Source organism: Mesorhizobium sp. LSJC269B00, assembly GCF_000502815.1.
Taxonomy (GTDB): Bacteria; Pseudomonadota; Alphaproteobacteria; order Rhizobiales; family Rhizobiaceae; genus Mesorhizobium.
Map to the genome: position 1 here is coordinate 765404 of NZ_AYVN01000002.1, position 23305 is coordinate 788708.

The window sequence follows — 23305 nt, forward strand, 5'->3', positions numbered from 1 at the left end:
TCACAATTCGGCCCTATTCAAGGTGCGATAGCGCTTGATGGATATCGGCGTTTCGGCTGATGTTTGCGACGTTTTTGACTGCGGTCTTTTCCTCCACCCAATCGAGGTTTTCCAAACCCGCATGCCTGCCGAGATTCGCAAGGCCCGCGCGTCCGACGTCGATGACCTCGCCGCCATCGAGAAGGCGGTCTTTTCCAGTGACCGCATTTCCCGGCGCTCCTTCCGCTTGTTGATCGAACGCGAGACAGCCGAGATGCTGGTCGCCGAAAGCGATGGTCGTGTCGCCGGCTACGCCATCGTGCTGTTTCGCAAGGGCAGCGGCGTCGCCCGGCTCTATTCGCTTGCCACCAGCCCGTTTTTCAGCGGCCGCGGCATTGGCCGCATGCTGCTTGCAGCGGCCGAAGAAGCTGCCTTCGAGCACGACCGCATGATGTTGCGTCTCGAAGTGCGCGAGGACAATCTTCGCGCCATTGGCATCTATGAGCAGAGCGGCTACCGCAAGATCGGTCGCGAGCCTCACTATTACGAGGATGGCGCCACCGCGCTGCGCTACGAAAAGACCTTGCGCGGCGATATTCCGGTCGCCACCAAAGTCCCGTTCTACCAGCAGACCTGCGAGTTCACCTGCGGTCCATGCTGCCTGATGATGGCGATGGCCAATTTCGATTCCGGCTTCGTGCCCGATCCGGTCATGGAAATCCGCCTATGGCGCGAGGCAACGACCGTGTTCATGATGTCCGGCCCAGGCGGCTGCGAGCCCTTCGGCCTTGCGGTTTCCGGCTACGAAAGCGGGCTTGCGGCGGAAATCTTCGTGTCCTTCTATGGCGCGCTGTTCTTGCAATCAGTGCGCAGCGACGACAAGCGCCGGGTGATGGAACTTGCCCAGGTGGACTTTCGCCGCCGCGCGGAACTTTACGGCATCCCGGTGAATTACCGTCCATTCACCATCGTCGATATCCGCGGCGCCCTGGCTCAGGGAAAACTGGTGCTGGTGCTGATCAGCGGCTTCCTGATGTTCGGCAAGAAGGTGCCGCATTGGGTGCTGGCTATCGGCGACGATGGCGACCACATCCTGATCCACGATCCCTGGGTCGAGGACGAAAGACAGGAGACCATCCTCGATGCCGCCAACATTCCCGTGCCGCACGGCATCTTCATGAACATGGCGCAATTTGGCCGCGACGGACTGCGTGCTGCCATCACTCTTGGGAAACGCTGATAACAATGACCTGGGTCATCCTCACCGGCCGTCAGAACGATCTCGACCCGGCGGCGACGCCGCACAAGATCATCACCAACCGTGACTATCTTGCGCATCCGGCGCTGTTTCGCGGCCAGCAGCCGAAGGTCATCAACCTATCGAACAATTACGCCTACCAGAGCCGCGGCTATTATGCCTCTCTGCTCGCCGGTTCGCGCGGCCACAAGGTCATCCCGACGGTCGAGACGATGATCGACCTGTCCGAGCGCAAGCTCTACGAGCACGCGCTGCCGGAACTGGAGCTGGCGCTCAACAAATGCCGCAAGGATCTCGGAGGCGTTTTCCCGCAAAAAATCTGCATCTTCTTCGGCATCGGACCGTCGAAGGTCTGGGACCGCTTCGCCAAGCTGTTGTTCGACTGGTTCCGCGCTCCGGCGCTTGAGGTTCACATCAAGGACAGCGCCGAATGGGCCTCGATCCGCAAGATCGGCTTCCTGCCGCTGGCCAGGATGGCCGAGGAGGAAGAAGCCCTCNGTGTGCTCTTCCGATCTCTTCGTGCAGGCGCTCGAGACATACACCAACCGCGAGTGGCGCGACACCAAGGGCCGCACGCCGGCACGCTACACCTTCGCCACGCTGGTCGATCCGCATGAAGAACTGCCGCCGTCGGAGATTTCCTCGCTGCGTTACTGGGCCAAGATCGCCGAAAAGATGGGCGTCGAAATCGAGCCGATCACCAGGAAGGACCTGGCCAAGCTCGCCAATTACGACGCGCTGTTCATCCGCGAGACCACCTCGATCTCAAACCACACCTACCGCTTCGCGCGCCGCGCCCAGCAGGAAGGCATGCCGGTGATCGACGACCCGCTGTCGATGATCCGCTGCACCAACAAGGTCTATCTCAACGAACTGATGGCCTACAACAAGGTGCCGGTGCCGCCGACGGTGATGATAGCCGGCACCTCGGACCTCGAACTGGCGGCGCAGACGCTGGGCTTTCCGCTGGTGCTGAAGATCCCGGATTCATCGTTCTCGCGCGGCGTCAAGAAATGCGGCAACTTCGAAGAACTGAAGACGCTCGCCACCGAGTGGCTGGAGGATTCCGATCTTCTGATCGCGCAGAAATTCATCCCGACCGAATATGACTGGCGCGTCGGCGTGCTCGGCGGGCAGCCGCTGTTTGCCGTGCATTATTTGATGGCGAAAAAACACTGGCAGATCGTCAACCACAAGGCCAGCGGCAAGCCCGACCAGGGCGGCATCAAGACCTTCACGCTGAAAGAGACGCCGCCGCATGTCGTCGACACCGCGGTGAAGGCGGCGCGCTGCATCGGCGACGGGCTTTACGGCGTCGATCTCAAGGAAACCAAGGATGGCGTCTTCGTCATCGAGGTCAACGACAACCCGAACCTCGACCATGGCTGGGAGGATTCCGGCGAAAAGGACGAAGTCTGGGTGCGGCTGACGCAATGGTTCCTGGAGCGGCTGGACCGTCCCGGGCGTTAGTTTGCCGCCCCGGGCGGTAATTCAACCGAGGGGGAAAAATGCAGTTCATCGTCATCGAGGATTTCGCCGGCTGCGACCGCAAGGAGATCTACCGCCGTTTCGGCGAGCGCGGCAGATTGAAGCCGGACGCGCTTGTCGTGTACCACTCCTGGATCGCGGCTGATATGAGCCGCTGCTTCCTTTTGGTCGAGGCCGATGACGTCACGCTGCTGCAGCGCTGGGTCATCGAATGGTCTGACCTGGTGGAGTTCGAGATCATTCCCGTGGCGACGAACAAGGACATGACAGCGGCGCTGGCTGCGCATCTCTGACGCTGCTGACCATCATAGGAGCACCGGCGAACCCACCGACCGCCGGCATTCCTCAATCAGCCAATTGCGAAACGCCGCCACCAGGTCGCGCCTTGCACTGCGTTCCGGGATCGTCAGGCAATATGGCTGACGCAGCGCGATCGATAGGGCATTAGCCCGGACCAAACGGCCCTCTTCCAGCGCCCCGGCGCAATAAATGCCTTGCGCCAGCGCCACGCCCAGCCCCGAAATGGCAAGGTCGAGCGCTGCCCGCGACGAGTTCGCCGACAGGCCGCGCTGCACTGTGCGGCCGGGCTCTATGCCCGCCGCCTCGAACCATGTGCGCCAAGACGGAAACGACGCGCCGGTCGGTCCCCAGTCGGTGTGAATCAGTGGCAGGCCGGCGAGGCTGTCGGTTTTGGCGGTGAGTTCTGGCGCGCAGACGGGGTAGACGGCGTCCCTGACGATCTCCTCGCTCGGGTGTTCACGATAGTGCGGGCCGAAGGACAGCCGGATGTCGATCAGTTCGCGGTCGAACGGCACCGGATCGTCATCGCCGCGCAGGGATATGTCGACGGCGCCGTGGCTGGCGACAAAGCCGGCGAGGCGTTCGGAAAGCCAGCCCATCGCATGGACGGCGGCACCGATACGACAAGCCGCGGGCGGAAGGCATCGCTGCCACGCGCGATGCTGCCGATCTCCCGAAAAGCCAGGGTCAGCCGGGGCAGCATCTCGACGCCGGCTTCCGTCAGCACCACGCGGCGGTTGACGCGATGGAACAGTTTTCGACCCATCTGCTCCTCGACGGTGCGAATGAGCTGGCTGACCGCAGCCGCCGAGATCGAGAGCTCATCCGCCGCTGCGGCGAAACTCCCCGAGCGCGCCGCCGCCTCGAAGGCTTGAAGTCCTCTCAGGGAAGGAAGCGCGGTCATTGGGTGATCCGATAGGTAAGGTCAGCTTATCTGTGTCGCAGAAATCCTCGTCTTTCGAAAGCTTTCTTATTCGAGTAGCTTGGCGCCATGACCGTATCGGCCCAGTTTGAACCCAGAGACCATCTCGACGTCATCGCGTTCCTGACCAATGAGCAGCGCAGCCGCCTGACCGGCAAGTCGGACGGGCCGGGTCTGGTCCAACTCGCCTTCCATCTCGGCGCGATTGTGGCTATCGGCGGGCTGATTGCGGCCAAGGTGTCGTACTGGCCGCTGTTGATGTTGCCGCAAGGCATTCTTATCGTCTTCCTGTTCACGCTGCTGCATGAGACGGTGCACAGGACGGCGTTCGAGACGCAGTGGCTCAACGATGCCGCCGCAAGGGTCTGCAGCCTGGCGATCGCGCTGCCCGCCGACTGGTTTCGCTATTTCCACTTCGCCCATCACCGTTTCACCCAGGATCCAGAGACCGATCCGGAACTCGCCTTCCCGAAACCGGAGACGATGCGGCAATACATCGTCCACGTCTCGGGCCTGCCGGTGTGGTGGGGGCATTTGCAGACACTCTACACCAACGCGATTGGCGGCTGCCACGACAGCTACGTGCCGCCGAAAGGCCTGCCCAAGGTGCGCACTGAAGCCCGCGCCATGATCGCTTTCTATGTCGTGGTCGCCGCGCTAGCCCTGTGGTTCGAGGCAAGTGTACTGCTCTATGTCTGGATCGTGCCGGCGCTGCTCGGCCAGCCCTTCCTCAGGCTCTATCTGCTGGCCGAGCATGGCCGCTGCCCGCTTGTCGCCAACATGCTGGAAAACACCCGCACCACGCTGACCAACTGGCTGGTGCGCAAAGTCGCCTGGAACATGCCGTATCACGCCGAGCACCACGCCTATCCCGGCGTGCCCTTCCATCAGCTGCCGGCCTTCCACCAGCTGATCGAGCGCCATCTCAAAGTCGTCGAACCCGGCTATGTCAGCTTCCACGAGAAATACGTCGAGACCTTGCGCTGAGGCGCTCGGCCGTCAGCGTAGCGTCTGCTCAACGAGCGTGACGAAATAGCGGAGCACGGTGGGGACGATGGCGTCGTTGAAGACATAGCGATCGCCGTGCAGCCCTTCGCCCGGTCTGACAGCTCCTGCGCCGACCCAGGCATAGCAGCCGCCGGCTTCGCGGACCATGTAGGCAAAATCCTCGCAGCCGAGGCTCGGGTTGAATGCGGTCTCGACCTGCTCGCGGCCGACAACCGCGGTTGCCGCCTGGACGGCCCGGTCAGTGGCAGCCGACGTGTTGACCAGCGGCGGGTAGCCTTTCTTGTAGGCGAGCTTGGCGGTGAGTGCATGCGCCGAGGCAATGCCTTGCGCGATGTCGCCGATCAGCCTTTCGCAATGGCCCGACAAAGTGGGCTCGAAGAAGCGGCAGGTTCCCTGCAGCCAGACCTTGCCCGGCACGATGTTGCCGACATTGCCGCCATGGATCTGGGTGATCGAAACGACCAGCGCCATTTGCGGGTCGACCGAACGGCTGACGATGCGCTGCACGGCTTGAACGAAGGCGCCGGCCGCGAGCACGGGATCGTCGCCTAGCTGCGGCATGGCGGCATGCGCGCCGGTCCCCTCAAAGTTCAGTTCGAAAGTGTCGACGGCCGCCATCATCGACCCGGCACGGGCCGCGATCTTTCCGAGCGGCAGCCCCGGCCAGTTGTGGACGGCGTAGATGGCTTCCACGGGGAAGCGCTCGAACAGTCCGTCCTCTATCATCCGCATGGCGCCGCCTTCATTTTCTTCCGCCGGCTGGAAGATGAAACAGACGGTGCCGTCGAAGGCTCTGTTGTCGGCGAGCAGCTTGGCGGCGCCGAGCAGCATCGCGATGTGCCCGTCGTGGCCGCAGGCATGCATCACGCCGTCTTTCTTCGACGCATATGGCAATCCTGTCTTCTCCAGCACGGGCAAGGCATCGAGTTCGGCGCGAAGCCCGATGGCGCGCACGCCTGGTCGTCCTCTGAGGACGCCAACCACGCCGGTGCCGCCTTTGCCTTCATGAACCTCGTCGAGCCCGAAGGTGCGCAGCTTGTCGGCGACGAAGCGCGCGGTCTCATACTCTTGGAAACCGAGTTCGGGGTTGGCGTGGATGTGATGCCGCCATTCCACCACCTGCGGGGTGAGGGCGGCGATGGGGTCGTTGTGCAGCATTGCGCTCTCCTTGCCGGCTATCGTAAATTCGGCCTTGTCGATGCCAGCACGTAAAGGATTTGCGCCGGCAGCGTCTTGAACAGGATTGACCGTGTCTGGAATTCAACAGCCTCAGGAGACGACGCAGTTCTGGCGTCATCCGCGCTTTCGCGATCTTGGCATGCTCAAGGCGCGCTTCACGCGGCATCGCTACCAGCTGCACACGCACCCGACCTATGTCGTCGCCCTGATCACGCAAGGGTGCGAGCGGGTCCGCATCGGCAACGAGACTGTCCTCGCGCGGTCGGGCACGGTTCTGCTCGTCAATCCGGAGATATGGCATGACGGCGAGGCGGGTGCCGACCAGGGTTGGGCTTACCGCACCTTCTATCCGTCGGCCTCGCTCATGGGTGCGATCGCGGACGAACTTGGGCAGGATCGCCCGCCGTTGTTTTCGCAAGCGATCGTCGATGATGCCGATCTCGTCCAGGCAGTAGGCGTCGCGCACTTGGCTTCGACATCGGGTGATGCCACGAGCGCCGAAACATCCATGCTGATCGCCTTGCGCAAGCTCATCCTGCGCCATGGCGATTGGGGCGGCCGGCGGCGCGAGGCGGTCGAAAGCTTCGGATCGAAAAGCCGGCTCCGGGTCTATGAACAGGTCATCGAAGACCATCTGAACTCGGACCTCGATTTGCAGCGGCTCGCTGAAGCCGCAGGCGTGACGCGCTTTCAAGTTATCCGCGATTTCAGGAAAGTGCTGGGTCTCACCCCTGCTGCCTTCATCCGTGACCGCAGGCTGCGCCGTGCCGATCTGCTGATCCGGCAAGGTTCAGATCTCGCCGGTGCCGCCTTTGCGGCCGGCTTCTCCGACCAAAGCCATCTCTCGCGCACCTTCCGCGCCGCGCATGGAATGACGCCGGGGATGTTCAGGCGCGCCGGGACGCTGCCCTCGTCTTGAGAAGTCGAGCCATGTCGGCGGCCTTTGACGGCATGCCGATCAGAAAGCCCTGCACCTCGACGCAGCCAGCCTTGCGCAATATGTCGAGCTGCGCTTCGGTCTCGACGCCTTCGGCGGTGACGGTGATGCCAAGTTCGGCACCAAGCCCGATTATCGTGCGCACGATCGCCGCCGTGTCCTTGTTGTCGATATCGTGGATGAAGGAGCGGTCGATCTTGATCTTGTCGACGGGAAAACGCCTGAGATAGCCGAGCGACGAATAGCCGGTGCCGAAATCGTCGAGCGCGATGCGGATACCGAGTTCGCGCAGCTGCCTCAGCGTCTTCAGCACCGTCTCGCTCTCATCCATCAGCACGGTCTCGGTGATTTCCAGTTCGAGCCGGCTGGCCGGCACGCCGGAAACGGCCAGCGCCGAAATCACGCTGCGGGCAAAGTCGGCGCTTCTGATCTGCACTGCCGAGACATTGACGGCGATGCGCATTCCAGGCGGCCAGCCGGCGGCCACGCTGCAGGCCTGTTTCAGCGCCCATTCGCCCAGCGGAACGATCAGCCCGCTGTCTTCGGCGGCTGCGATGAAATCGTCGGGCGCCACCAGGCCGCGCGTCGGTGAATTCCACCGCATCAACGCTTCGGCGCCGACGATCTTGCCCGACGCGATGTTGGTGATCGGCTGGAACTCCAGCACGAACTCCCGCCGCTTCAGTGCCGTCTCGAGATCGGTTTCGAGCGCCAGGCGCGCCCGCACCAAGGCATCCATGCCGGGCTCGAAAAAGCGGTAAACGTTGCGGCCTTCGCTCTTGCCGCTGTAAAGCGCCATGTCGGCGTTCTTCAAAAGCGTGTCGGCGTCCTTGCCGTCACCGGGATACAGCGCGATGCCAAGGCTGATGCCGACATGCATCTCGCGGCCCTTGTCGCGAAACGGCTGGCTGACGACAGCGACGATGCGTTTTGCCAGTTGTTCCGCATCGGTGGAGCCTTTGGGATTGAACTGCAGGATGGCGAACTCGTCGCCACCGAGGCGGGCGACCATATCGGTGTCGCTGCGCAGGCTGTGCCGCAACCGCTCAGCCACGCATTTCAGCAGCCAGTCGCCGGCAGGGTGTCCCCAGGTGTCGTTGACGGCCTTGAAACGATCGAGGTCGAGCGAGAAGATCGCCAGCGGTGTATCGCCGGCCATCGCCTGGTCGAGCCGTTCGCGAAACATCGAGCGGTTGGGCAGGTCGGTCAGCGTGTCGTAATGTGCAAGGTGGCTCATGCGCTCTTCGGCGCGCCGGCGCTCGGTGATGTCTTCGAAGGTCGCCACCCAGCCGCCACCGGCAAGCGGCCGGCGCGCAACCAGCAGCGTTCGGCCATCGGCAAGGCTGCGGTCTGTCGAACGCTCCTCACCGGCCTGCAGGCTGGCTCTGGTGTTGGCGATCTCGCCGTCAATGTCCATCGACGGATAGATGCGCAGTCGCACCATCTGTTCGAGCAGGGCGCGCTGGCTCATGCCGAGCGGGAAGTCGTCAGGCGTGACCTTGTAGAGGTCGAGGAAGCGCTGGTTGCGCACGATCAGCGTGCCTTCGGCGTCGTACATCAACAGGCCTTGCGACATGTTGGCGAGCGCCGCATCGAAGCGGCGGTGCTGCTCCTTCAGTTCCTGCTCGGCCCGCCTTTGCTCCGTAATGTCCTCATAGATCGACACCCAGCCGCCTGAGGCCAGCGGCCGGTGCGTGATGGAAACGATACGTCCGTCCGACAGTATTTCCTCGTAGGTCGAGGCTTGCGCGCGCTCGATATAGGGCTTGCGGATGGCATACAGGTCTTCGGCGCTCTGTGAGGCGACACCGATGTCGACGCTGTGCTTTAGAATGTCCAGGAACGCGATGCCGGGCCGCACGATCTTCGCGTCGAGGGAGAAGATGCTGATATAGTTGCCGTTGCAGATGATCATCCGCTCGTCGGCGTCGAACATGCACAGCCCATGCGACATATTCTCGACGGCCGCGGAAAAGCGCTCGTTCTGGTGGCGCAGTTCGTCGGCGATCTGCCGTGGCGCGGCCACGCCTCCGGCTCCCCGTCTGCGGACGGGCGAACCACCCTTGACGTGCGCAACGGACATGAGGCGTGCCTGCTGACCGTGATCGAAACCCGGTACTGTGGTTACCGCTGGTTAATTTAGCGTATGTTCACTGCGCCGAATGCACGGCAACCGTTGCCTGGCGTTGCTTTTCAAGCCTGGCGTAGCGTTTGAGGAAGGCAGCTTGCGCGGAGGTCACCGAGTGCGGCGTAAAGTCGAAGCGGTCGGCATTGAAGCCGCGCGGCCGGCCGAAGAACTCGGTTGCTTCTGCGGTCGAGAAACCGGCAAGCAGCGTCGCCTCGTAATAGGCGGCGATCTGGTCGGCGCGCTTGATCTCCTTGCGCAAGCCGACGCCGAGTTCGGGCGGCAGCGAAAAGCGCTGATGGATGGCGCGCTGGAGACGCAGCTCACACTCCTTATAGGAGCCGCCCATTACCGATTTGAACGGCGAGATCATGTCGCCGATGACATATTCCGGCGCGTCATGCAGCAGTGCTGCCAGCCGCGCATTGGCCGAGGCGTCCGGCTGCAACTCGCTGAACAGCGCCTCGACCAGCAGGGAATGCTGGGCGACCGAAAAGGCGTGATCGCCGCGGGTCTGCCCATTCCAGCGGGCAACGCGGGCAAGCCCGTGGGCGATGTCTGAGATTTCGATGTCGAGCGGCGAGGGATCGAGCAGGTCGAGCCGCCGCCCCGACAGCATGCGCTGCCACGCGCGCGGTGGCGCTCCGACGCGATCGGCAGCCATCAGGCGTCCTCCGCGCCGATGGCTTCCCTGGGAAAGCTGAACTTCGCCCAGGACGGGATGGCGAGCGAGACGGTGACATCACCGGCCAGTACCGGCTGGCCAGCGTCGAGCGCCGCCTTGACCCGGTCGATGCGGGCAATGGCGAGTCCGGCCGTGCCCGCGCTGGAACCGAGCGTGCCGACCGGCCGCCCCGCAACCGTCAGCTCCGAGCCCGGCGCGGGCAAGGCATGGTCGGCCGAAACGATCAGCACGCGCCGCCTGGCGGTGCCGCGATGCTGCATGCGCGAGACCACTTCCTGGCCGACATAGCAGCCTTTCTTGAAGCCGACGCCGCCGGTCTCGTCGAGCAGCACGTCGTGAGGGAAGGCATCGCCGAGCTGATAATCGGGACCGCTTTCGGCAATGCCATTGGCGATGCGGAGCGTCTGCCATGCAGCCGGATCGCCACCTACGGATGCGCCGCCATAGGAACGGCTCACAACCACATCGCGGAAGCGGGCATCGGCAAGTGTCGTTGAATCAGAAGGTGAGGCGCTTGAATCATCGCCCCACGCAACCGTCACAAGCACTTGATCCTGCTTCGCGATCTCGGCCTTGGCGCGCAGCTTGTAAAGCATCAGCCGGCGCAGGAAGTCGTCTGCGACGTCGGCACGGCAATCCAGCCGGAATCCGTCCTCGCCGCTACGCGAGATCAGGAAATCAAACAGGATCTTGCCTTGCGGCGAAAGCAGCGCACCGGGTTTTGCCGCACCGGCGCCCAGCGTGTCGAGGTCGGTGGTGAGGATGTTCTGCAAAAAATGCTCGGCATCCGGGCCTGACACAGAAATGAGAGCGCGGTCTTTGAGCAGGGCAAAAGGCATGGGCGGCAAAGAACCTGATCTTGCAAAACGGTCGGCCTTTACGTAAGCCGACGATACTCCCCCCGCAAGAGACCGAACGCCTATGGCCACCATCTACGACCTCATCCTGACAGGCGGCACGGTGGTCAACCATGATGGCGAGGGCGCGCGCGATGTCGGCGTCAAGGGTGGTCGCATCGTCGCAATGGGCGATCTTCGCCAAGCTTCGGCCGGCGAAGCGATCGACTGTCGCGGGCTGCACGTCCTGCCCGGCGTCGTCGACAGTCAGGTGCATTTTCGCGAGCCGGGGCAGGAGCACAAGGAAGATCTGGAGACGGGCTCGCGCGCAGCTGTGCTGGGCGGGGTCACCGCCGTCTTCGAAATGCCCAACACCAATCCGCTGACCACCAGCGAGGCGGCGCTTGCCGACAAGGTGCGCCGCGCCACCAGCCGGATGCATTGCGACTTCGCCTTCTGGGTTGGCGGCACACGCGAGAATGCCAATGATGTCGGTGAGCTCGAGCGGCTGCCGGGTGCTGCCGGGATAAAGGTGTTCATGGGCTCGTCCACCGGCGACCTGCTGGTCGAGGACGACGAGGGTGTCGCATCGATCCTGCGCAACACCCGCCGCCGCGCCGCCTTTCACTCGGAGGACGAGTTCCGGCTGCGCGAGCGCCTCGGCTTGCGCGTCGAGGGCGACCCGTCCTCACACCCCGTCTGGCGCGACGAGATCGCGGCCTTGCGCTGCACCGAGCGGCTGGTGCGCATCGCGCGCAGCACCCGCGCCCGCATCCATGTCCTGCACATCTCCACTGCCGAAGAGATCGTGTTCCTCGAACAGCACAAGGATGTCGCCACCTGCGAGGCGACGCCGCACCATTTGACGCTCACCGCCGACGACTATGCGCGGCTGGGCACGCTGATCCAGATGAATCCGCCGGTTCGCGCGGCCCGCCATCGCGACGGCGTCTGGCACGGCATTGCGCAAGGCATTGTCGATGTGCTCGGCTCCGACCACGCCCCCCACACGCCGGCCGAAAAGGCAAAGCCCTATCCGGCCTCACCGTCTGGCATGACCGGGGTGCAGACGCTGGTGCCGATCATGCTCGACCACGTCAATTCAGGCCTGCTGACCCTGCAGCGCTTCGTCGACCTCTCCAGCCACGGCCCGCAGCGCATCTTCGGCATGGCCAGGAAAGGCCGCATCGCCGCCGGCTACGATGCCGATTTCACCATTGTCGACCTCCAGCGGCGCGAGACCATCACCAATGCGCAAGCCGGCTCCAGGGCCGGCTGGACGCCCTATGACGGCAAGGAAGTCACCGGCTGGCCGATCGGCACCATCGTGCGCGGCCGTCGCGTGATGTGGGAAGGCGAGATCGTCACGCCCGGGCAGGGCAGGCCGGTAGAGTTTTCCGAGGCGCTGCCGGCTTAGCGGTTTCTTGCTGCGTTGGATTTTTTAAGCGCTATCCACTACGTTAAGGGCATTATGAACGCAGATATCGCGCCCATGATCGTCCCTGCGGAGTTTCCGGAGCTCCAGGCGCTCGCCTGGAACCGCGATGCGGCACGCCCGATTCCGGCCGAAGAGGCATTTGCGCTGTATGAGCGTAATTGGCGGTTTGTCGATCAAAAGCGTCTTACTGTGCGTGAGAAGATGCTTATCCAAAGTTTGGCAGACAAATTCGGTCACGGCGTGCTCTTGACCGCCGGCTGATTTCCCTCACCTGATCGTTCCTCGCAGCCGGAATATCAACAGGACACACCGCGAGCGTCATGATGGAATTCAAGAGGCCCGAGCACCAGATCATTGCCGAAGCGCTCGGGTTGATGGATCGCCATTTCCTGACCGCAAACCAGTGCTGGTTCGGCGGTGGCACTGCGATCGTTATGAAATTCGGGGAATATCGCCGCTCACTGGATGTGGACTTCCTGTGTGCCGACAGTGATGGCTATCGCGAATTGCGGACCTCCGCAGCCGAACGTGGCGTCAGAGCATTCTTTCCTGAGCCGGTCGAGGCTGTTCGGGACTTCCAGATCGATCAATATGGCTTGCGGACGATCGTGCGGTTGAAAGGCCAAACGATCAAGTTTGAAGTCATCCGCGAAGGCCGCATAAAACTGCGAGGCCATTTCGACGACGATCTGAATGTATCCGCCCTGGTCCCGGCGGATATGTTTGCCGAGAAGTTGCTGGCGAACGCGGATCGATGTCAGGACCGTGCAATTGCATATCGCGATGCCATCGATCTTGGAGTGCTGGTTGGCATCTATAAGGAAATCCCGAGCGACGCTGTTGGCAAGGCGAAGGCGGCCTATGGCGTGGATATCGAGCGCAAGGTGGCTTGGGTGGTAAACAGGCTGCGGGACAAGGAAGAATTGCGGCATGCCGCCGAGGTGCTGCAAATGGATCCCAACGCGGCGGTCGAAGCGATTTCGGCCCTTCGAAATGAAGGTATCCGCATATGGCCTGACACAGGCCTCGAGCTTTCTAGCCCTAGCCAGTAGCCATCCCAGGGGAATCGCCGTTCAATCCCCGGCGACGAAGAATGTCCACTGCCCGGCCGGCGTGATGCCGACGCGGTAGAAGATGTAGGCGCCGAACTGCTTCATGTCGTCATAGTCGCCGGCGGTGACGATCTTGAACAGTTCGACCCGCTGTCTGGCGTTGAGCTTGTCCAGCGGCAGGGCGAAGAAATACGGCCAGACATAGAGTTCCTGCGGTGTGCCGACGTCTACATGGACATAGCCGGCATTGAGCACCTCTTCCAGGATAGCGAGGATTTCCTGACCTTCCTTGTCGCCCGATAGCCCTTTCAGGAACGCGATCGGGTCGCCCTCGATTTCGCCCAGCGACAATTGGGTCATGGTGTCGCCCTTGCCGATCAGCGGCCGCAGCTTCTCGATGTCGCCGCTTACGCAGGCCTCGACCATCAGATCGCGCATGCGCCTGACGGGCTCGGGCAATTTGGAAAGGTCATAGACGACTTCGGGCACCGGCGCTTCTGGATCGGCACGCGGGTTGGCCACGCCGCCATCGTTGGCGGGGGCTTCCGGTTGGCTTTGTTCGGGCTCCGTGGGCGATTTCGGCTGGCTAGCGGCCGGTGGCGCCGTGCCGGGCAGATCGGGCATTGGCACTGAATTTTCAGACGGCGCCGTCTCACCATTGGCTGGTGGCCCGGCTGGAGCTGGAAGCTCCTCGCGCTTGATCTCGCTCAGCGCATAGGCAGGGTTGCTGGTCAGGACAAGCGCCAGCGGAACCGCGGCGCAGGAAGCGGCAAGCCAGATGCTGAGGACCACGCCGCGAGGCCGGCCTGACATCGAAAAATTCACCGCTTGCCTCTCCTCGGGCCTAGGCTCTTCAGGCATGATGCCCAAACGACTCGCCGTCGTCAAAGAACCGGTAAGCTGGCAGTGCACCCTCTGAGACGCGCGACGCCTAGTGCCGAAACCGCTCCGGCTCGAAGGCGCCGGCGATCACCTTTTCACGCATGCGATCGAGCAGGGCAAGGGCCGAGGTTTCGCCATTGGCTCGCAGCATCTCGCCGAACGCCGTTTCAAGCGCTGCCTCGGCGATGATTTCAGGTTCTATGCCGGCCGACAGACCTTCCGCCCAGGCCTCGCTATGGCTTTCCACCGCGGTCAGGCGCTTTTCTTCCCTGACCAGCGCGTCGATGTCGTTGACGCCATGTTCCATTGCGATGTCCACCTTTTCAAGCGGCGGTCCGACGGGTCGGATCCGGCTTGCGCTGCCCCTATCTCACTCAGGCTAAGTAAGTGTCTGTAAATACGACATTTTTTTGATCGTCTTTTACAAATTTCGTCGCCTGGGTTCGGTCCGATTCAAACTTAGCCGATTAGGCCGGTGAGCGGGATGAAAACCTTCAGTTTGAGTTAATTCCGCATTCGCGCACTAACGTTTCGTTAATACTGTTGCGCAAGTGCAACACCAAGATTGCATCAACGTGCCGTGGATACAAGGCGGGTGCTCGAAAAGGCGTTGGCTAAACGCCGTCTGGCGCTCGTCAGTTGCCGTAACGCGAGGCGATGTCGCGCGACAGCGTCTCGCCTTCCTTCATATAGCGGCTGATGGCTTCGGTCGCTGACGGCGTGCATTGGGTATAGGTGCCGCCGAAGGAACGGTAGCCGCGGTTGAAGCTGGCGATGAAGCGGGCACGCCGCTCCGGATCGGGATTTTCCGAATCGATCAGCTTTTCCATCTCGGTGCGCCACTGGTCGCCCTTTTCGCCGCACAGATTGCGCAGGAAATGCAGCGACCCCAGCACCTCGGCCAGTCGCATCAGCCCGGGCTCGAACGGCGACTCGGCGGCCAGCGCCGGCTGCACGCCAACAGCCGTGGCGGCGGCGATGCATGCGGCAAGGAACAGCGAGGTGCGGGTCATAAGTCTATCTGGCGAAACATTTTGTCGCCTGCAAGGCGATTCTCGGAGCGGCAGATATGGGCCTGCTTCAGGCCAAAAGCTCTTCAGCCACCTCCATGACGTCACCCGCGAGCGGCAGCGTCGCCATTTCATCAAGACTATAGAAGGCGGCGGTCTCGGCATCGTCGCTGGCCGTCGCTTCGCCGCCGGCATAAACGGCGCCGAACACGGTCAGCAGATAGTCGACCGGGTGGTTCTCGCCGCTGCCGTCGATGTGGATGTCGCGAAGCGGACGATAGTCCTGCGCCCGCAGCCCGGTTTCCTCCAGCAATTCGCGCGACGCTGCTTCTTGCAGCGTCTCGCCGGGCTCGACCTTGCCGCCGGGAAAGGCATAAAGCCCCTGCGACGGCGGCCGCGCCCGTTTGACCAGCAGCACCGTCCTGCCGCGCACGACGGCGACCGAGACTGCGGGAAGTGTCTTGCGCTGCTCGGTCATCGATCTCGTTTCGCCTATGTGAGGCCAAACCCTTGTGGACCGGCTGGCAGCGAGCAGCTTTAGCGGTTGCGCAGCGCCGGTTCCATCGCCACGTTCGCGATCGGATCAATTCATCGAGCTTTCCCATGTGCGGACGCTTTGCCCTGACGGCCACGCCGGACCAGACCGCCGCCTTGCTCGGCCTGGCGGAGCTGGAGGATTTTCCGGCCCGCTACAACATCGCGCCGACGCAGCCGGTGCTAATGGCGCTGTCGGGGCCGCCGCGCATGCCGGGCTCGAATTTCCCGGATCGCCAGGCGATGCTGGTGCGCTGGGGGCTGGTCCCCACCTGGGTCAAGGACACCAGGAAATTTCCGCTGCTCATCAACGCGCGTTCGGAAGGCGCTATTGAAAAAGCCTCGTTCAAAGCCGCCATGCGCCATCGCCGTGCCTTGGTGCCGGCCTCCGGCTTCTATGAGTGGCAGCAATCCGGCAGCGGCAAGAAGGGCCAGCCCTACTGGATACGGCCGAGGCGTGGCGGGTTGATCGCCTTTGCCGGGCTGATTGAAACCTATTCCGAGCCGGGCGGTTCGGAAATGGACACCGGCGCCATTCTTACCGTCAACGCCAATGCCAGCATCGCCCATATCCATGACCGGATGCCGGTGGTGATCGCGCCTGAAGATTTTGACCGCTGGCTGGACTGCCGCACGCTCGAACCGCGCGACGTGGCCGACCTGCTCAAACCCGCGCTGCCCGATTTCTTCGAGGCAATTCCGGTCTCCGACCTCGTCAACAAGGTCGCCAACACCGGGCCGGAGATACAGGACATGGGCATCGTCGAGCCCGACAAGGTCAGGCGCCAGAAGCCCGGCGCGGACGGCAGTCAGATGACGCTGTTTTAGAGCGCGTTCCCAAGAAGCCAGTCCGGCCTTCGGGAAGAACCTGGTCAATAGGAAGAGCTGTTGTTTCAGGCGCGCTATGGGGCCTCAGCCTTCCGTTCCGGCGCACGCCTTGTCGGCGGCGGCACGATGCCTGTTCAGGCAGCGCGGGGCGAAGTGATTTTCGGCGCCGGCTTTTTATTCTTCGCGGTATGGAGAAGGGCGGCGACGATCGCGGCCGGGCCGATCGCACGGTAGTGGTTGGCGAGCGCCGGTTGCTTGGCGCGGCTCGATTCCTGCTTGGTTCGTGACATCGATCTCTTCCCTGGTAACATTTCCGTGTCTGCGTTTGCCGGCCGAATCTGACCGAATCGTGACCTATGGTGGACTAGCCGGCGAATGTTTCATGACTGTGCCGACATGTTTAATAAAATGTTTCAGCGGCTCCTGACCTATGATCCAGCGACGCTTTTGCCGGAAGTTGCGACTTGACGGCAACACCGGCCAAGGCGATAAAGCCGCCGATGAAAACGTTTTCCGCCATTTGTGGCATTTGCATTATTGGCTAGCTTCGCGCTGGTCCGGACGTTTTCGCCTCATCTTTCCCCAGAGTGGACAAACGCCCCGGCCAGCAGGCTGGAGCCGATTTGTGCCTTGGCACAGGTTAGACTCCATCCCGAACTTAACGGGCCGGAAGGGCACGCATGTCTGACGCATCGAAGGGTCTCAGCCTCTACAACACGCTAACGCGGACGAAGGACGTGTTCCTCCCGATCGACCCGTCGAATGTGCGCATGTATGTCTGCGGCCCAACCGTCTACGACTTTGCCCACATCGGCAATGCGCGTCCGGCGATCGTCTTCGACGTGCTGTTCCGTTTGCTGCGTCACCTCTATGGCGAGGCTGGTGTCACGTATGTGCGCAACATCACGGATGTCGACGACAAGATAAACGCCCGCGCGCTGCGCGATTTCGGCGCCGAGATCGCGTCGGGAAGCCTGACGCTCAACGAGGCGATCCGCCGCGTCACCGAAAAAACCGCCGATCAGTACCACAAGGATGTCGCCGCACTCGGCTGCTTGCCGCCGACGGTCGAGCCACGCGCCACCGAGTTCGTCGCGCGCCGCGCCGACGGCAAGGTTGACATGATCACCCTTATCGAACGTTTGATCGAACGCGGCCACGCCTATGTCGCCGCCGGCGAAGTGCTGTTCGACACCGCCTCGATGCCGGATTATGGCGAGCTGTCGAAGCGCAATCTCGACGAACAGCAGGCCGGTGCGCGAATTGCCGTCGACGCTCACAAGAGGAGCCCGGGGGATTTCGTGCTGTGGAAATTGTCGTCACCGGAGGAGCCCGGCTGGGACAGCCCATGGGGCAGGGGCCGGCCCGGTTGGCATATCGAGTGCTCGGCCATGTCGGCCGCCTATCTCGGCGACGTCTTCGACATCCATGGCGGCGGCCTCGACCTGATCTTCCCGCACCATGAGAACGAGATCGCCCAGTCGCGTTGCGCCCACGGCACCGACGTCATGGCCAATGTCTGGATGCACAACGGCTTCCTGCAGGTCGAGGGCCAGAAAATGTCGAAGAGCGTCGGCAATTTCTACGCCATCGCCGAACTGCTGGAAACCGACACTTTCGGCGGCCGCAAATGGCCGGGCGAGGTGCTGCGGCTGGCGATGCTGATGACGCATTACCGCGAGCCGATCGATTTTTCCGTACGCAAGCTGGAAGAGGCCGAGAATACGCTGCGCAAATGGAAGCGCGCCGCCGATCTCTCCCCGTCGGCAGGGCAAGTTCCGGCGGAGGTTGTGGCGGCGCTGTCTGACGACCTCGCCACCTATGCCGCCTTCCAGCAGCTCACGCAGCTTGCCGGTGAGGCCGCGGAGGGCAACGAAGCGGCCGCATCGCTGAAGGCATCGCTGTTGTTCCTCGGCTTCGATATCGGCGCGGCCAAGGTCGACGAGGCAGCGATCGCCAAGGCGATCGCCAAGCGCTTGGAACTGATTGCAGCGAAAAACTGGGCCGAGGCCGACCGCATCCGCGACGAGCTTCTGGAGCAAGGCGTGCAGCTGAAGGACGGCAAGGATCCTGTCACCAACGAACGCGTGACGACGTGGGAGGTGAAGCGGTGAGGGTGGCGCGAGACACCGTTGTAAGATTGGCGAAGGCGGCAGCGACAGCCAATCTCCCCCGCAAGGGGGGAGATCAGCCCTCGCCTCGGTTTTCGCTAATCGCCAGCGCGGAGTGGCCTGAGCATGGGTCACGACCTCGTTCCATCGCGTCAGCGCAAGAATGCAAAGTCCATGCGTCGCGTCATGACCGATGCCGAGCTGAAACTGTGGAATGAGTTGCGGGCTCACCGGCTGATGGGGATGAGCTTTCACCGACAGGTACCGATTGGACCCTACATTGTCGACTTCGCCTGTTCGGCCCACCACCTCGTAGTCGAGGTTGATGGCAGTCAGCATGCCGACGTAGAAGATGCAGAACGCGACAAGGCACGCAGCGCTCAATTGAGTGCCAGTGGCTGGACCATCCTGCGCTTCTGGAACGACGACGTCATCCGCGATATCGACAATGCCTGCCAGCACATCGTCATCGGGGCCGGCTTGGCCGGCGCCGACGTGCCGGCGCCAGCAAGGGAGGAGCTTGTTTCATGATCGACCATCTCGGCATCAATGTCGCCGACTTCGACGCGTCGAAAGCCTTTTATGACCAGGCGATAGCGCCGCTTGGCGCCTCGCTGATCTACATGGTGCCACTGGAATATACCGGCGGCGCGAAGGTCGGTGGCTATGGCCGCGACCGGCCGGTGTTCTGGCTGCAGGCCAGCGATGACAAGCCGAGGACACATCAGCACGTCGCCTTCACCGCGCGCAGCCGCGCCGAGGTCGACGCCTTCCATGCCGCGGCGCTCGCCGCCGGCGGCAAGGACAATGGCGGGCCGGGGCTGCGCCCGCATTATCACGCGGACTATTACGGCGCCTTCGTCTTGGATCCCGACGGCAACAATGTCGAGGCCGTCTGCCATGCGCCCGAATGACTATGAAACGGAGTGAGACGCCATGAGCCTCGACAACCGGCCGATCTACACCGGTGGCTGCCAGTGCGGCGCGGTGCGCTTTCGCGTCGAGGGTGCGCTGGGTGACGCCTCGATCTGCCATTGCCGCATGTGCCAGAAGGCGTTCGGCTCATTTTACGCGCCCCTGGTCTCGGTGCGTGGCGCCAAACTCGACTGGACGCGCGGCGAACCGAAATATTTCGCCTCGTCCAGCCATGTCGATCGTGGCTTTTGCGCCAATTGCGGCACGCCGCTGACCTTTACCGCGCCCGACGGCATCGGCCTCGCCATCGGCGCCTTCGACAATCCGGCTGATATCGTGCCGCTGATCCAGTGGGGCACGGAGGCAAAACTTCCCTATGTCGATACCATCCCGCAATTGCCGGGCGAGGACACTATGGCCGACATGTCGTCGGCGCCTTATCTCGCCGAGCTCGTCTCCTACCAGCATCCCGACCATGACACCGAACAATGGGACACCGAACACCGGCCGCCAGAGGGAAAATCATGACCGATGAAGTTCGAACCGGCGGCTGCCAGTGCGGTGCCGTGCGTTTCCGCATCAAGGGCAAGCTCGGCCGGGCGTCCATCTGCCATTGCCGCATGTGCCAGAAACAGTTCGGTTCGTTTTTCGGCGCGCTGGTGACAGTGCCCAAGGATGGCGTCGAATGGATGCGCGAAGAGCCCACCTATTTCCAGTCGTCGGTCAACATCGATCGCGGCTTCTGTGCCCGCTGCGGTACACCGCTGACCTATCGCCAACCTGGTGCACTGGAGATCGCCATCGGCGCCTTCGACGACCGCTCCGATCTGGCGCCGCAGATCCAGGTCAACTACGCGGTCCGATTGCCTTGGGTGGAAACGATCTTTGACCAGCCCATGCATCAGGATCCGGATTTCTACTCCCGCCAGGAGCAGATCATCTCCTTCCAGCATCCCGACCACGAAACCACGGACTGGCCCGCGCACGGCCTGAAGATATGAGCAATGAAATGAACAGTGAACTTCGTACTCTTTATCCAGAGATCGAGGCGTTCGAGTCCGGCATGCTCGATGTCGGCGACGGCCATCATATCTATTGGGAGCGCTCCGGCACCAGGGGCGCCAAGCCGGCCGTGTTCCTGCATGGCGGTCCTGGCGGCGGCTTCTCGCCAAAACATCGGCAATTGTTCGACCCGAAGCTTTACGACGTCATCCTGTTCGACCAGCGCGGCTGCGGGAAATCGACACCCAACGCCTCGCTCGAGGCCAACACCACCTGGCACCTGGTTGCCGACATCGAGCGGCTGCGTGAGATGAGCGGCTTCGAAAAATGGCTGGTGTTCGGCGGCTCGTGGGGCTCGACGCTGGCGCTGGCCTATGCCGAGAAGCATCCTAATCGCGTCAGCGAGCTTGTCGTGCGCGGTATCTACACGCTGACCCGCGCCGAACTCGAATGGTACTATCAGTTCGGCGTCTCCGAAATGTTCCCCGACAAATGGGAGCGTTTCCAGGCGCCGATCCCTGAAGCCGAGCGCGGCGACATGATGGCCGCCTACCGCAAACGGCTTGTTGGCTCCGACCGCAATGCGCAGATGGAAGCCGCCCTTGCCTGGAGCCTGTGGGAAGGTGAGACGATCACGCTGCTACCGGAGCCGGAGACCCGCGACAAGTTCGGCGAGGACGACTTCGCCATCGCCTTTGCCCGCATCGAGAACCACTATTTCGTCCACGCCGGCTGGCTGGAGGAGGGGCAGCTTCTGCGCGATGCCCATAAGCTCGCGGATATTCCCGGCACAATCGTCCACGGCCGCTACGACATGCCGTGCCCGGCGCGCTATGCCTGGGCCCTGCACAAGGCCTGGCCGAAGGCGGATTTCCACCTCATCGAAGGCGCCGGCCATTCCTATTCGGAGCCGGGGATTCTGGATCGGCTGATACGCGCGACGGATGGATTTGCGGGGAAATGACAGCGCGCGGCACCCCCCTCTGTCCTGCCGGACATCTCCCCCTCAAGGGGGGAGATTGGCTGTCATCGGCGCTTTCGCAAATCTTCATCGCTGCGGGAAAAGATCCGACGCTAAAGCTGCCGATCTCCCCCCTTGAGGGGGAGATGGCCGGCAGGCCAGAGGGGGGTGCTCGCGCGCCAACAGAACAATGACCAAGCAACGCCTCTATCTCTTCGACACAACCCTCCGCGATGGCCAGCAGACGCCGGGCATCGACTTTTCCGTCGAGGACAAGATCGCGATTGCCAAGCTGCTCGACGAGTTCGGCATGGACTATGTCGAAGGCGGCTATCCCGGCGCCAATCCGACCGACACTGCCTTCTTCCAGCAGAAGCGCACGGCGAAGGCAAAGTTCGTCGCCTTCGGCATGACCAAGCGGGCAGGCGTGTCGGCGTCCAACGACCCGGGCCTGGCAGCGCTCGTGCAGTCCAAGTCCGACGCCATCTGCTTCGTCGCCAAGAGCTGGGACTATCATGTCCGCGTCGTGCTCGGCTGCACCAATGAGGAAAACCTCGACTCCATCAAGGCTTCGGTCGAAGCAGCAATCGCCGCGGGCAAGGAAGCGATGGTCGATTGCGAGCATTTCTTCGACGGCTTCAAGGCCAATCCGGACTACGCACTGGCCTGCGCCAGGACTGCCTATGAAGCCGGCGCGCGCTGGGTGGTGTTGTGCGACACCAATGGCGGCACGCAGCCCTCGGAAGTGCGCGCCATCGTCGACAAGGTCATTGTTTCAGGCATTCCGGGCGACCATCTCGGCATCCATGCCCATGACGACACCGGCCAGGCGGTGGCCAATTCGCTCGCCGCCGTCGAGGCCGGCGTGCGCCAGATCCAAGGCACGCTGAACGGCATCGGCGAGCGCTGCGGCAACGCCAATCTGGTCTCGATCGTACCGACGCTGGCGCTGAAGCCGGCCTTCGCCGATCGGTTTGAAACCGGCATCTCGGCCGAGGCGCTGACCGGGATATCCCGGCTTTCCCGCGCCTTCGACGAATTGCTGAACCGTGCTCCGGAAGCGCAGGCGCCCTATGTTGGCGCCTCGGCCTTCGCCACCAAGGCCGGCATCCATGCCTCCGCACTGGCCAAGGAGCCGGCGACCTATGAACATGTGCCGCCCGAGGCGGTAGGCAACCGCCGCCGCGTTATGGTTTCGGACCAGGGCGGCAAGGCCAATTTCCTCGCCGAACTGAAGCGGCGCGGCATCGATGTGCCCAGAGACGACCATCGTCTCGATGCGCTGATCTCGGTGGTCAAGGAGCGCGAGGCCGAGGGCTACGCCTATGAGGGCGCCGATGCCTCCTTCGAGCTGTTGGCGCGCAAAATGCTGCACGGCCTGCCGGAGTTCTTCAACGTCACTTCGTTCCGCTGCATGGTCGAGCGCCGCTTCGATGCCAACGGCCAGTTGAAGACGGTCTCCGAAGCCATCGTCAAGGTGATGGTCGAGGGCGAGGAGAAGATGTCGGTGGCCGAAGGCCACGGCCCGGTCAACGCGCTCGACATCGCGTTGCGCAAGGACCTCGGCAAATTCCAGAGCGAGATCGCCGACATGGAGCTCGCCGATTTCAAGGTGCGTATCCTCAATGGCGGCACCGAGGCGATCACCCGCGTCCTGATCGAATCGCATGACGGCACCGGCGCACGCTGGTGGACGGTCGGCGTCTCGGAAAACATCATCGATGCGTCCTTCCAGGCGCTGATGGATTCGATCGTCTACAAGCTGATGAAGAACCGCGACATGGCGGGATTGGTGGCGGCGGAGTAAGCTTGCAGGACTTGGGTTCCTCGCCCCTCGAAGTGGGGCGAGGAACTG

At 62.8% G+C, this 23305-nt stretch carries 24 protein-coding genes and 2 pseudogenes; 16 read left to right on the forward strand and 10 right to left on the reverse strand.

All coding sequences use genetic code 11. The features are described 5' to 3' along the window. Positions 1 to 121 precede the first annotated feature (121 nt). The 3 genes and pseudogenes from X771_RS156885 (at position 122) to X771_RS156880 (ending at position 3018) form a co-directional block, all read left to right on the forward strand. The gene (locus tag X771_RS156885) at positions 122 to 1219 is read left to right on the forward strand and encodes a peptidase C39 family protein (protein WP_023687292.1); all 1098 of its coding nucleotides are present in this window, start codon (positions 122 to 124) and stop codon (positions 1217 to 1219) included. 5 nt (positions 1220 to 1224) lie between these two features. Next, positions 1225 to 2707: pseudogene (locus X771_RS01000000164785) on the forward strand (RimK family protein). A gap of 38 nt (positions 2708 to 2745) precedes the next feature. After that, complete coding sequence (locus X771_RS156880) at positions 2746 to 3018, forward strand: DUF3303 family protein (protein ID WP_023687293.1); 273 nt, start codon at positions 2746 to 2748, stop codon at positions 3016 to 3018. 12 nt (positions 3019 to 3030) lie between these two features. Here the strand turns inward: X771_RS156880 and X771_RS01000000164790 are convergent. Next, positions 3031 to 3929 (reverse strand): annotated as a pseudogene (locus X771_RS01000000164790) (LysR substrate-binding domain-containing protein). An 87-nt stretch (positions 3930 to 4016) separates the two neighbouring features. On the opposite strand from X771_RS01000000164790, the gene X771_RS156875 reads away from it, so the two are divergent. Further along, on the forward strand, positions 4017 to 4934 hold the full coding sequence (locus X771_RS156875; RefSeq protein WP_031195761.1) for a fatty acid desaturase family protein: 918 nt from the start codon (positions 4017 to 4019) through the stop codon (positions 4932 to 4934). Positions 4935 to 4946: 12 nt separating this feature from the next. Here X771_RS156875 and X771_RS156870 read toward each other — a convergent pair whose 3' ends face one another. Then, positions 4947 to 6113 carry an amidohydrolase gene (locus X771_RS156870; RefSeq protein WP_023687295.1) on the reverse strand — a complete coding sequence of 389 codons (1167 nt, stop codon included), beginning with the start codon at positions 6111 to 6113 and terminating at the stop codon, positions 4947 to 4949. 91 nt (positions 6114 to 6204) lie between these two features. On the opposite strand from X771_RS156870, the gene X771_RS156865 reads away from it, so the two are divergent. Further along, complete coding sequence (locus tag X771_RS156865) at positions 6205 to 7053, forward strand: AraC family transcriptional regulator (RefSeq protein WP_031194164.1); 849 nt, start codon at positions 6205 to 6207, stop codon at positions 7051 to 7053. Here X771_RS156865 and X771_RS156860 read toward each other — a convergent pair. The 3 genes from X771_RS156860 to X771_RS156850 all read right to left on the reverse strand — a co-directional run bounded on the left by X771_RS156860 (position 7022) and on the right by X771_RS156850 (position 10720). Then, positions 7022 to 9154 (reverse strand): EAL domain-containing protein, encoded by a 2133-nt coding sequence (locus X771_RS156860; protein ID WP_023687297.1) that lies wholly within the window; start codon positions 9152 to 9154, stop codon positions 7022 to 7024. The two genes, X771_RS156865 and X771_RS156860, sit on opposite strands and share 32 nt — an antisense overlap. Positions 9155 to 9221: 67 nt before the next feature. Further along, positions 9222 to 9860, reverse strand: coding sequence for an HD family hydrolase (locus X771_RS156855; RefSeq protein WP_023687298.1), 639 nt, complete (start codon positions 9858 to 9860; stop codon positions 9222 to 9224). Then, a complete protein-coding gene (locus X771_RS156850) occupies positions 9860 to 10720 on the reverse strand; it encodes a folate-binding protein YgfZ (protein ID WP_023687299.1) in 861 nt (286 codons plus the stop codon). The genes X771_RS156855 and X771_RS156850 overlap by 1 nt, the downstream gene beginning before the upstream one ends. Before the next feature lie 82 nt (positions 10721 to 10802). Between X771_RS156850 and X771_RS156845 the strand changes: the two genes are divergently transcribed. The 3 genes from X771_RS156845 (at position 10803) to X771_RS156835 (ending at position 13207) form a co-directional block, all read left to right on the forward strand. Then, positions 10803 to 12134, forward strand: a complete 1332-nt coding sequence (locus X771_RS156845) for a dihydroorotase (RefSeq protein WP_023687300.1) — start codon at positions 10803 to 10805, stop codon at positions 12132 to 12134. Between the two features lie 54 nt (positions 12135 to 12188). Then, a complete protein-coding gene (locus X771_RS156840; RefSeq protein ID WP_027049982.1) occupies positions 12189 to 12416 on the forward strand; it encodes a hypothetical protein in 228 nt (75 codons plus the stop codon). Positions 12417 to 12478: 62 nt separating this feature from the next. After that, positions 12479 to 13207, forward strand: a complete 729-nt coding sequence (locus tag X771_RS156835; protein ID WP_023684480.1) for a nucleotidyl transferase AbiEii/AbiGii toxin family protein — start codon at positions 12479 to 12481, stop codon at positions 13205 to 13207. Between the two features lie 21 nt (positions 13208 to 13228). Here X771_RS156835 and X771_RS156830 read toward each other — a convergent pair whose 3' ends face one another. The 4 genes from X771_RS156830 to X771_RS0133545 all read right to left on the reverse strand — a co-directional run bounded on the left by X771_RS156830 (position 13229) and on the right by X771_RS0133545 (position 15577). Then, complete coding sequence (locus X771_RS156830; protein WP_023687301.1) at positions 13229 to 14032, reverse strand: hypothetical protein; 804 nt, start codon at positions 14030 to 14032, stop codon at positions 13229 to 13231. A gap of 106 nt (positions 14033 to 14138) precedes the next feature. Next, positions 14139 to 14396: a hypothetical protein gene (locus tag X771_RS156825; protein ID WP_023673564.1), complete on the reverse strand. Its 258-nt coding sequence runs from the start codon at positions 14394 to 14396 to the stop codon at positions 14139 to 14141. Between the two features lie 328 nt (positions 14397 to 14724). Then, positions 14725 to 15102, reverse strand: a complete 378-nt coding sequence (locus X771_RS156820) for a TIGR02301 family protein (protein ID WP_023687302.1) — start codon at positions 15100 to 15102, stop codon at positions 14725 to 14727. A 67-nt stretch (positions 15103 to 15169) separates the two neighbouring features. Beyond that, a complete protein-coding gene (locus X771_RS0133545; RefSeq protein WP_031202490.1) occupies positions 15170 to 15577 on the reverse strand; it encodes an NUDIX hydrolase in 408 nt (135 codons plus the stop codon). Positions 15578 to 15702: 125 nt separating this feature from the next. Between X771_RS0133545 and X771_RS156815 the strand changes: the two genes are divergently transcribed. Beyond that, positions 15703 to 16461 carry an SOS response-associated peptidase gene (locus tag X771_RS156815; protein ID WP_023687303.1) on the forward strand — a complete coding sequence of 253 codons (759 nt, stop codon included), beginning with the start codon at positions 15703 to 15705 and terminating at the stop codon, positions 16459 to 16461. 134 nt (positions 16462 to 16595) lie between these two features. On the opposite strand, the gene X771_RS1000000166485 is transcribed toward X771_RS156815, so the two are convergent. Further along, positions 16596 to 16751: a hypothetical protein gene (locus X771_RS1000000166485; RefSeq protein ID WP_023673568.1), complete on the reverse strand. Its 156-nt coding sequence runs from the start codon at positions 16749 to 16751 to the stop codon at positions 16596 to 16598. A 390-nt stretch (positions 16752 to 17141) separates the two neighbouring features. Here X771_RS1000000166485 and cysS point away from each other — a divergent pair, with 390 nt between their 5' ends. The 7 genes from cysS to cimA all read left to right on the forward strand — a co-directional run bounded on the left by cysS (position 17142) and on the right by cimA (position 23257). Next, complete coding sequence (cysS, locus tag X771_RS156810; protein ID WP_023687305.1) at positions 17142 to 18575, forward strand: cysteine--tRNA ligase; 1434 nt, start codon at positions 17142 to 17144, stop codon at positions 18573 to 18575. Between the two features lie 123 nt (positions 18576 to 18698). Next, positions 18699 to 19103, forward strand: coding sequence for an endonuclease domain-containing protein (locus X771_RS156805; RefSeq protein WP_023687306.1), 405 nt, complete (start codon positions 18699 to 18701; stop codon positions 19101 to 19103). Beyond that, entirely contained in the window at positions 19100 to 19486 is a 387-nt protein-coding gene (locus X771_RS156800) for a VOC family protein (protein WP_023687307.1), read from the forward strand. The genes X771_RS156805 and X771_RS156800 overlap by 4 nt, the downstream gene beginning before the upstream one ends. A gap of 22 nt (positions 19487 to 19508) precedes the next feature. After that, positions 19509 to 20015, forward strand: coding sequence for a GFA family protein (locus X771_RS156795; RefSeq protein ID WP_023687308.1), 507 nt, complete (start codon positions 19509 to 19511; stop codon positions 20013 to 20015). Continuing rightward, positions 20012 to 20488 (forward strand): GFA family protein, encoded by a 477-nt coding sequence (locus tag X771_RS156790; protein ID WP_023687309.1) that lies wholly within the window; start codon positions 20012 to 20014, stop codon positions 20486 to 20488. The genes X771_RS156795 and X771_RS156790 overlap by 4 nt, the downstream gene beginning before the upstream one ends. An 8-nt stretch (positions 20489 to 20496) precedes the next feature. Beyond that, on the forward strand, positions 20497 to 21453 hold the full coding sequence (gene pip / locus X771_RS156785; RefSeq protein WP_023687310.1) for a prolyl aminopeptidase: 957 nt from the start codon (positions 20497 to 20499) through the stop codon (positions 21451 to 21453). Positions 21454 to 21640: 187 nt separating this feature from the next. Beyond that, positions 21641 to 23257: a citramalate synthase gene (gene cimA / locus X771_RS156780; protein ID WP_023687311.1), complete on the forward strand. Its 1617-nt coding sequence runs from the start codon at positions 21641 to 21643 to the stop codon at positions 23255 to 23257. Positions 23258 to 23305 lie beyond the last annotated feature (48 nt).

Excerpts from the sequence above, each read along its gene's own strand:
- X771_RS156885 (WP_023687292.1), top strand. The coding sequence starts at position 122 with ATGCCTGCCGAGATTCGCAAGGCCCGCGCGTCCGACGTCGATGACCTC.
- X771_RS156880 (WP_023687293.1), top strand. The coding sequence starts at position 2,746 with ATGCAGTTCATCGTCATCGAGGATTTCGCCGGCTGCGACCGCAAGGAG.
- X771_RS156875 (WP_031195761.1), top strand. The coding sequence starts at position 4,017 with ATGACCGTATCGGCCCAGTTTGAACCCAGAGACCATCTCGACGTCATC.
- X771_RS156870 (WP_023687295.1), bottom strand. The coding sequence starts at position 6,113 with ATGCTGCACAACGACCCCATCGCCGCCCTCACCCCGCAGGTGGTGGAA.
- X771_RS156860 (WP_023687297.1), bottom strand. The coding sequence starts at position 9,154 with ATGTCCGTTGCGCACGTCAAGGGTGGTTCGCCCGTCCGCAGACGGGGA.
- X771_RS156855 (WP_023687298.1), bottom strand. The coding sequence starts at position 9,860 with ATGGCTGCCGATCGCGTCGGAGCGCCACCGCGCGCGTGGCAGCGCATG.
- X771_RS156850 (WP_023687299.1), bottom strand. The coding sequence starts at position 10,720 with ATGCCTTTTGCCCTGCTCAAAGACCGCGCTCTCATTTCTGTGTCAGGC.
- X771_RS156845 (WP_023687300.1), top strand. The coding sequence starts at position 10,803 with ATGGCCACCATCTACGACCTCATCCTGACAGGCGGCACGGTGGTCAAC.
- X771_RS156840 (WP_027049982.1), top strand. The coding sequence starts at position 12,189 with ATGAACGCAGATATCGCGCCCATGATCGTCCCTGCGGAGTTTCCGGAG.
- X771_RS156835 (WP_023684480.1), top strand. The coding sequence starts at position 12,479 with ATGGAATTCAAGAGGCCCGAGCACCAGATCATTGCCGAAGCGCTCGGG.
- X771_RS156825 (WP_023673564.1), bottom strand. The coding sequence starts at position 14,396 with ATGGAACATGGCGTCAACGACATCGACGCGCTGGTCAGGGAAGAAAAG.
- X771_RS156820 (WP_023687302.1), bottom strand. The coding sequence starts at position 15,102 with ATGACCCGCACCTCGCTGTTCCTTGCCGCATGCATCGCCGCCGCCACG.
- X771_RS0133545 (WP_031202490.1), bottom strand. The coding sequence starts at position 15,577 with ATGACCGAGCAGCGCAAGACACTTCCCGCAGTCTCGGTCGCCGTCGTG.
- X771_RS156815 (WP_023687303.1), top strand. The coding sequence starts at position 15,703 with ATGTGCGGACGCTTTGCCCTGACGGCCACGCCGGACCAGACCGCCGCC.
- X771_RS1000000166485 (WP_023673568.1), bottom strand. The coding sequence starts at position 16,751 with ATGTCACGAACCAAGCAGGAATCGAGCCGCGCCAAGCAACCGGCGCTC.
- cysS (WP_023687305.1), top strand. The coding sequence starts at position 17,142 with ATGTCTGACGCATCGAAGGGTCTCAGCCTCTACAACACGCTAACGCGG.
- X771_RS156805 (WP_023687306.1), top strand. The coding sequence starts at position 18,699 with ATGGGTCACGACCTCGTTCCATCGCGTCAGCGCAAGAATGCAAAGTCC.
- X771_RS156800 (WP_023687307.1), top strand. The coding sequence starts at position 19,100 with ATGATCGACCATCTCGGCATCAATGTCGCCGACTTCGACGCGTCGAAA.
- X771_RS156795 (WP_023687308.1), top strand. The coding sequence starts at position 19,509 with ATGAGCCTCGACAACCGGCCGATCTACACCGGTGGCTGCCAGTGCGGC.
- X771_RS156790 (WP_023687309.1), top strand. The coding sequence starts at position 20,012 with ATGACCGATGAAGTTCGAACCGGCGGCTGCCAGTGCGGTGCCGTGCGT.
- pip (WP_023687310.1), top strand. The coding sequence starts at position 20,497 with ATGAACAGTGAACTTCGTACTCTTTATCCAGAGATCGAGGCGTTCGAG.
- cimA (WP_023687311.1), top strand. The coding sequence starts at position 21,641 with ATGACCAAGCAACGCCTCTATCTCTTCGACACAACCCTCCGCGATGGC.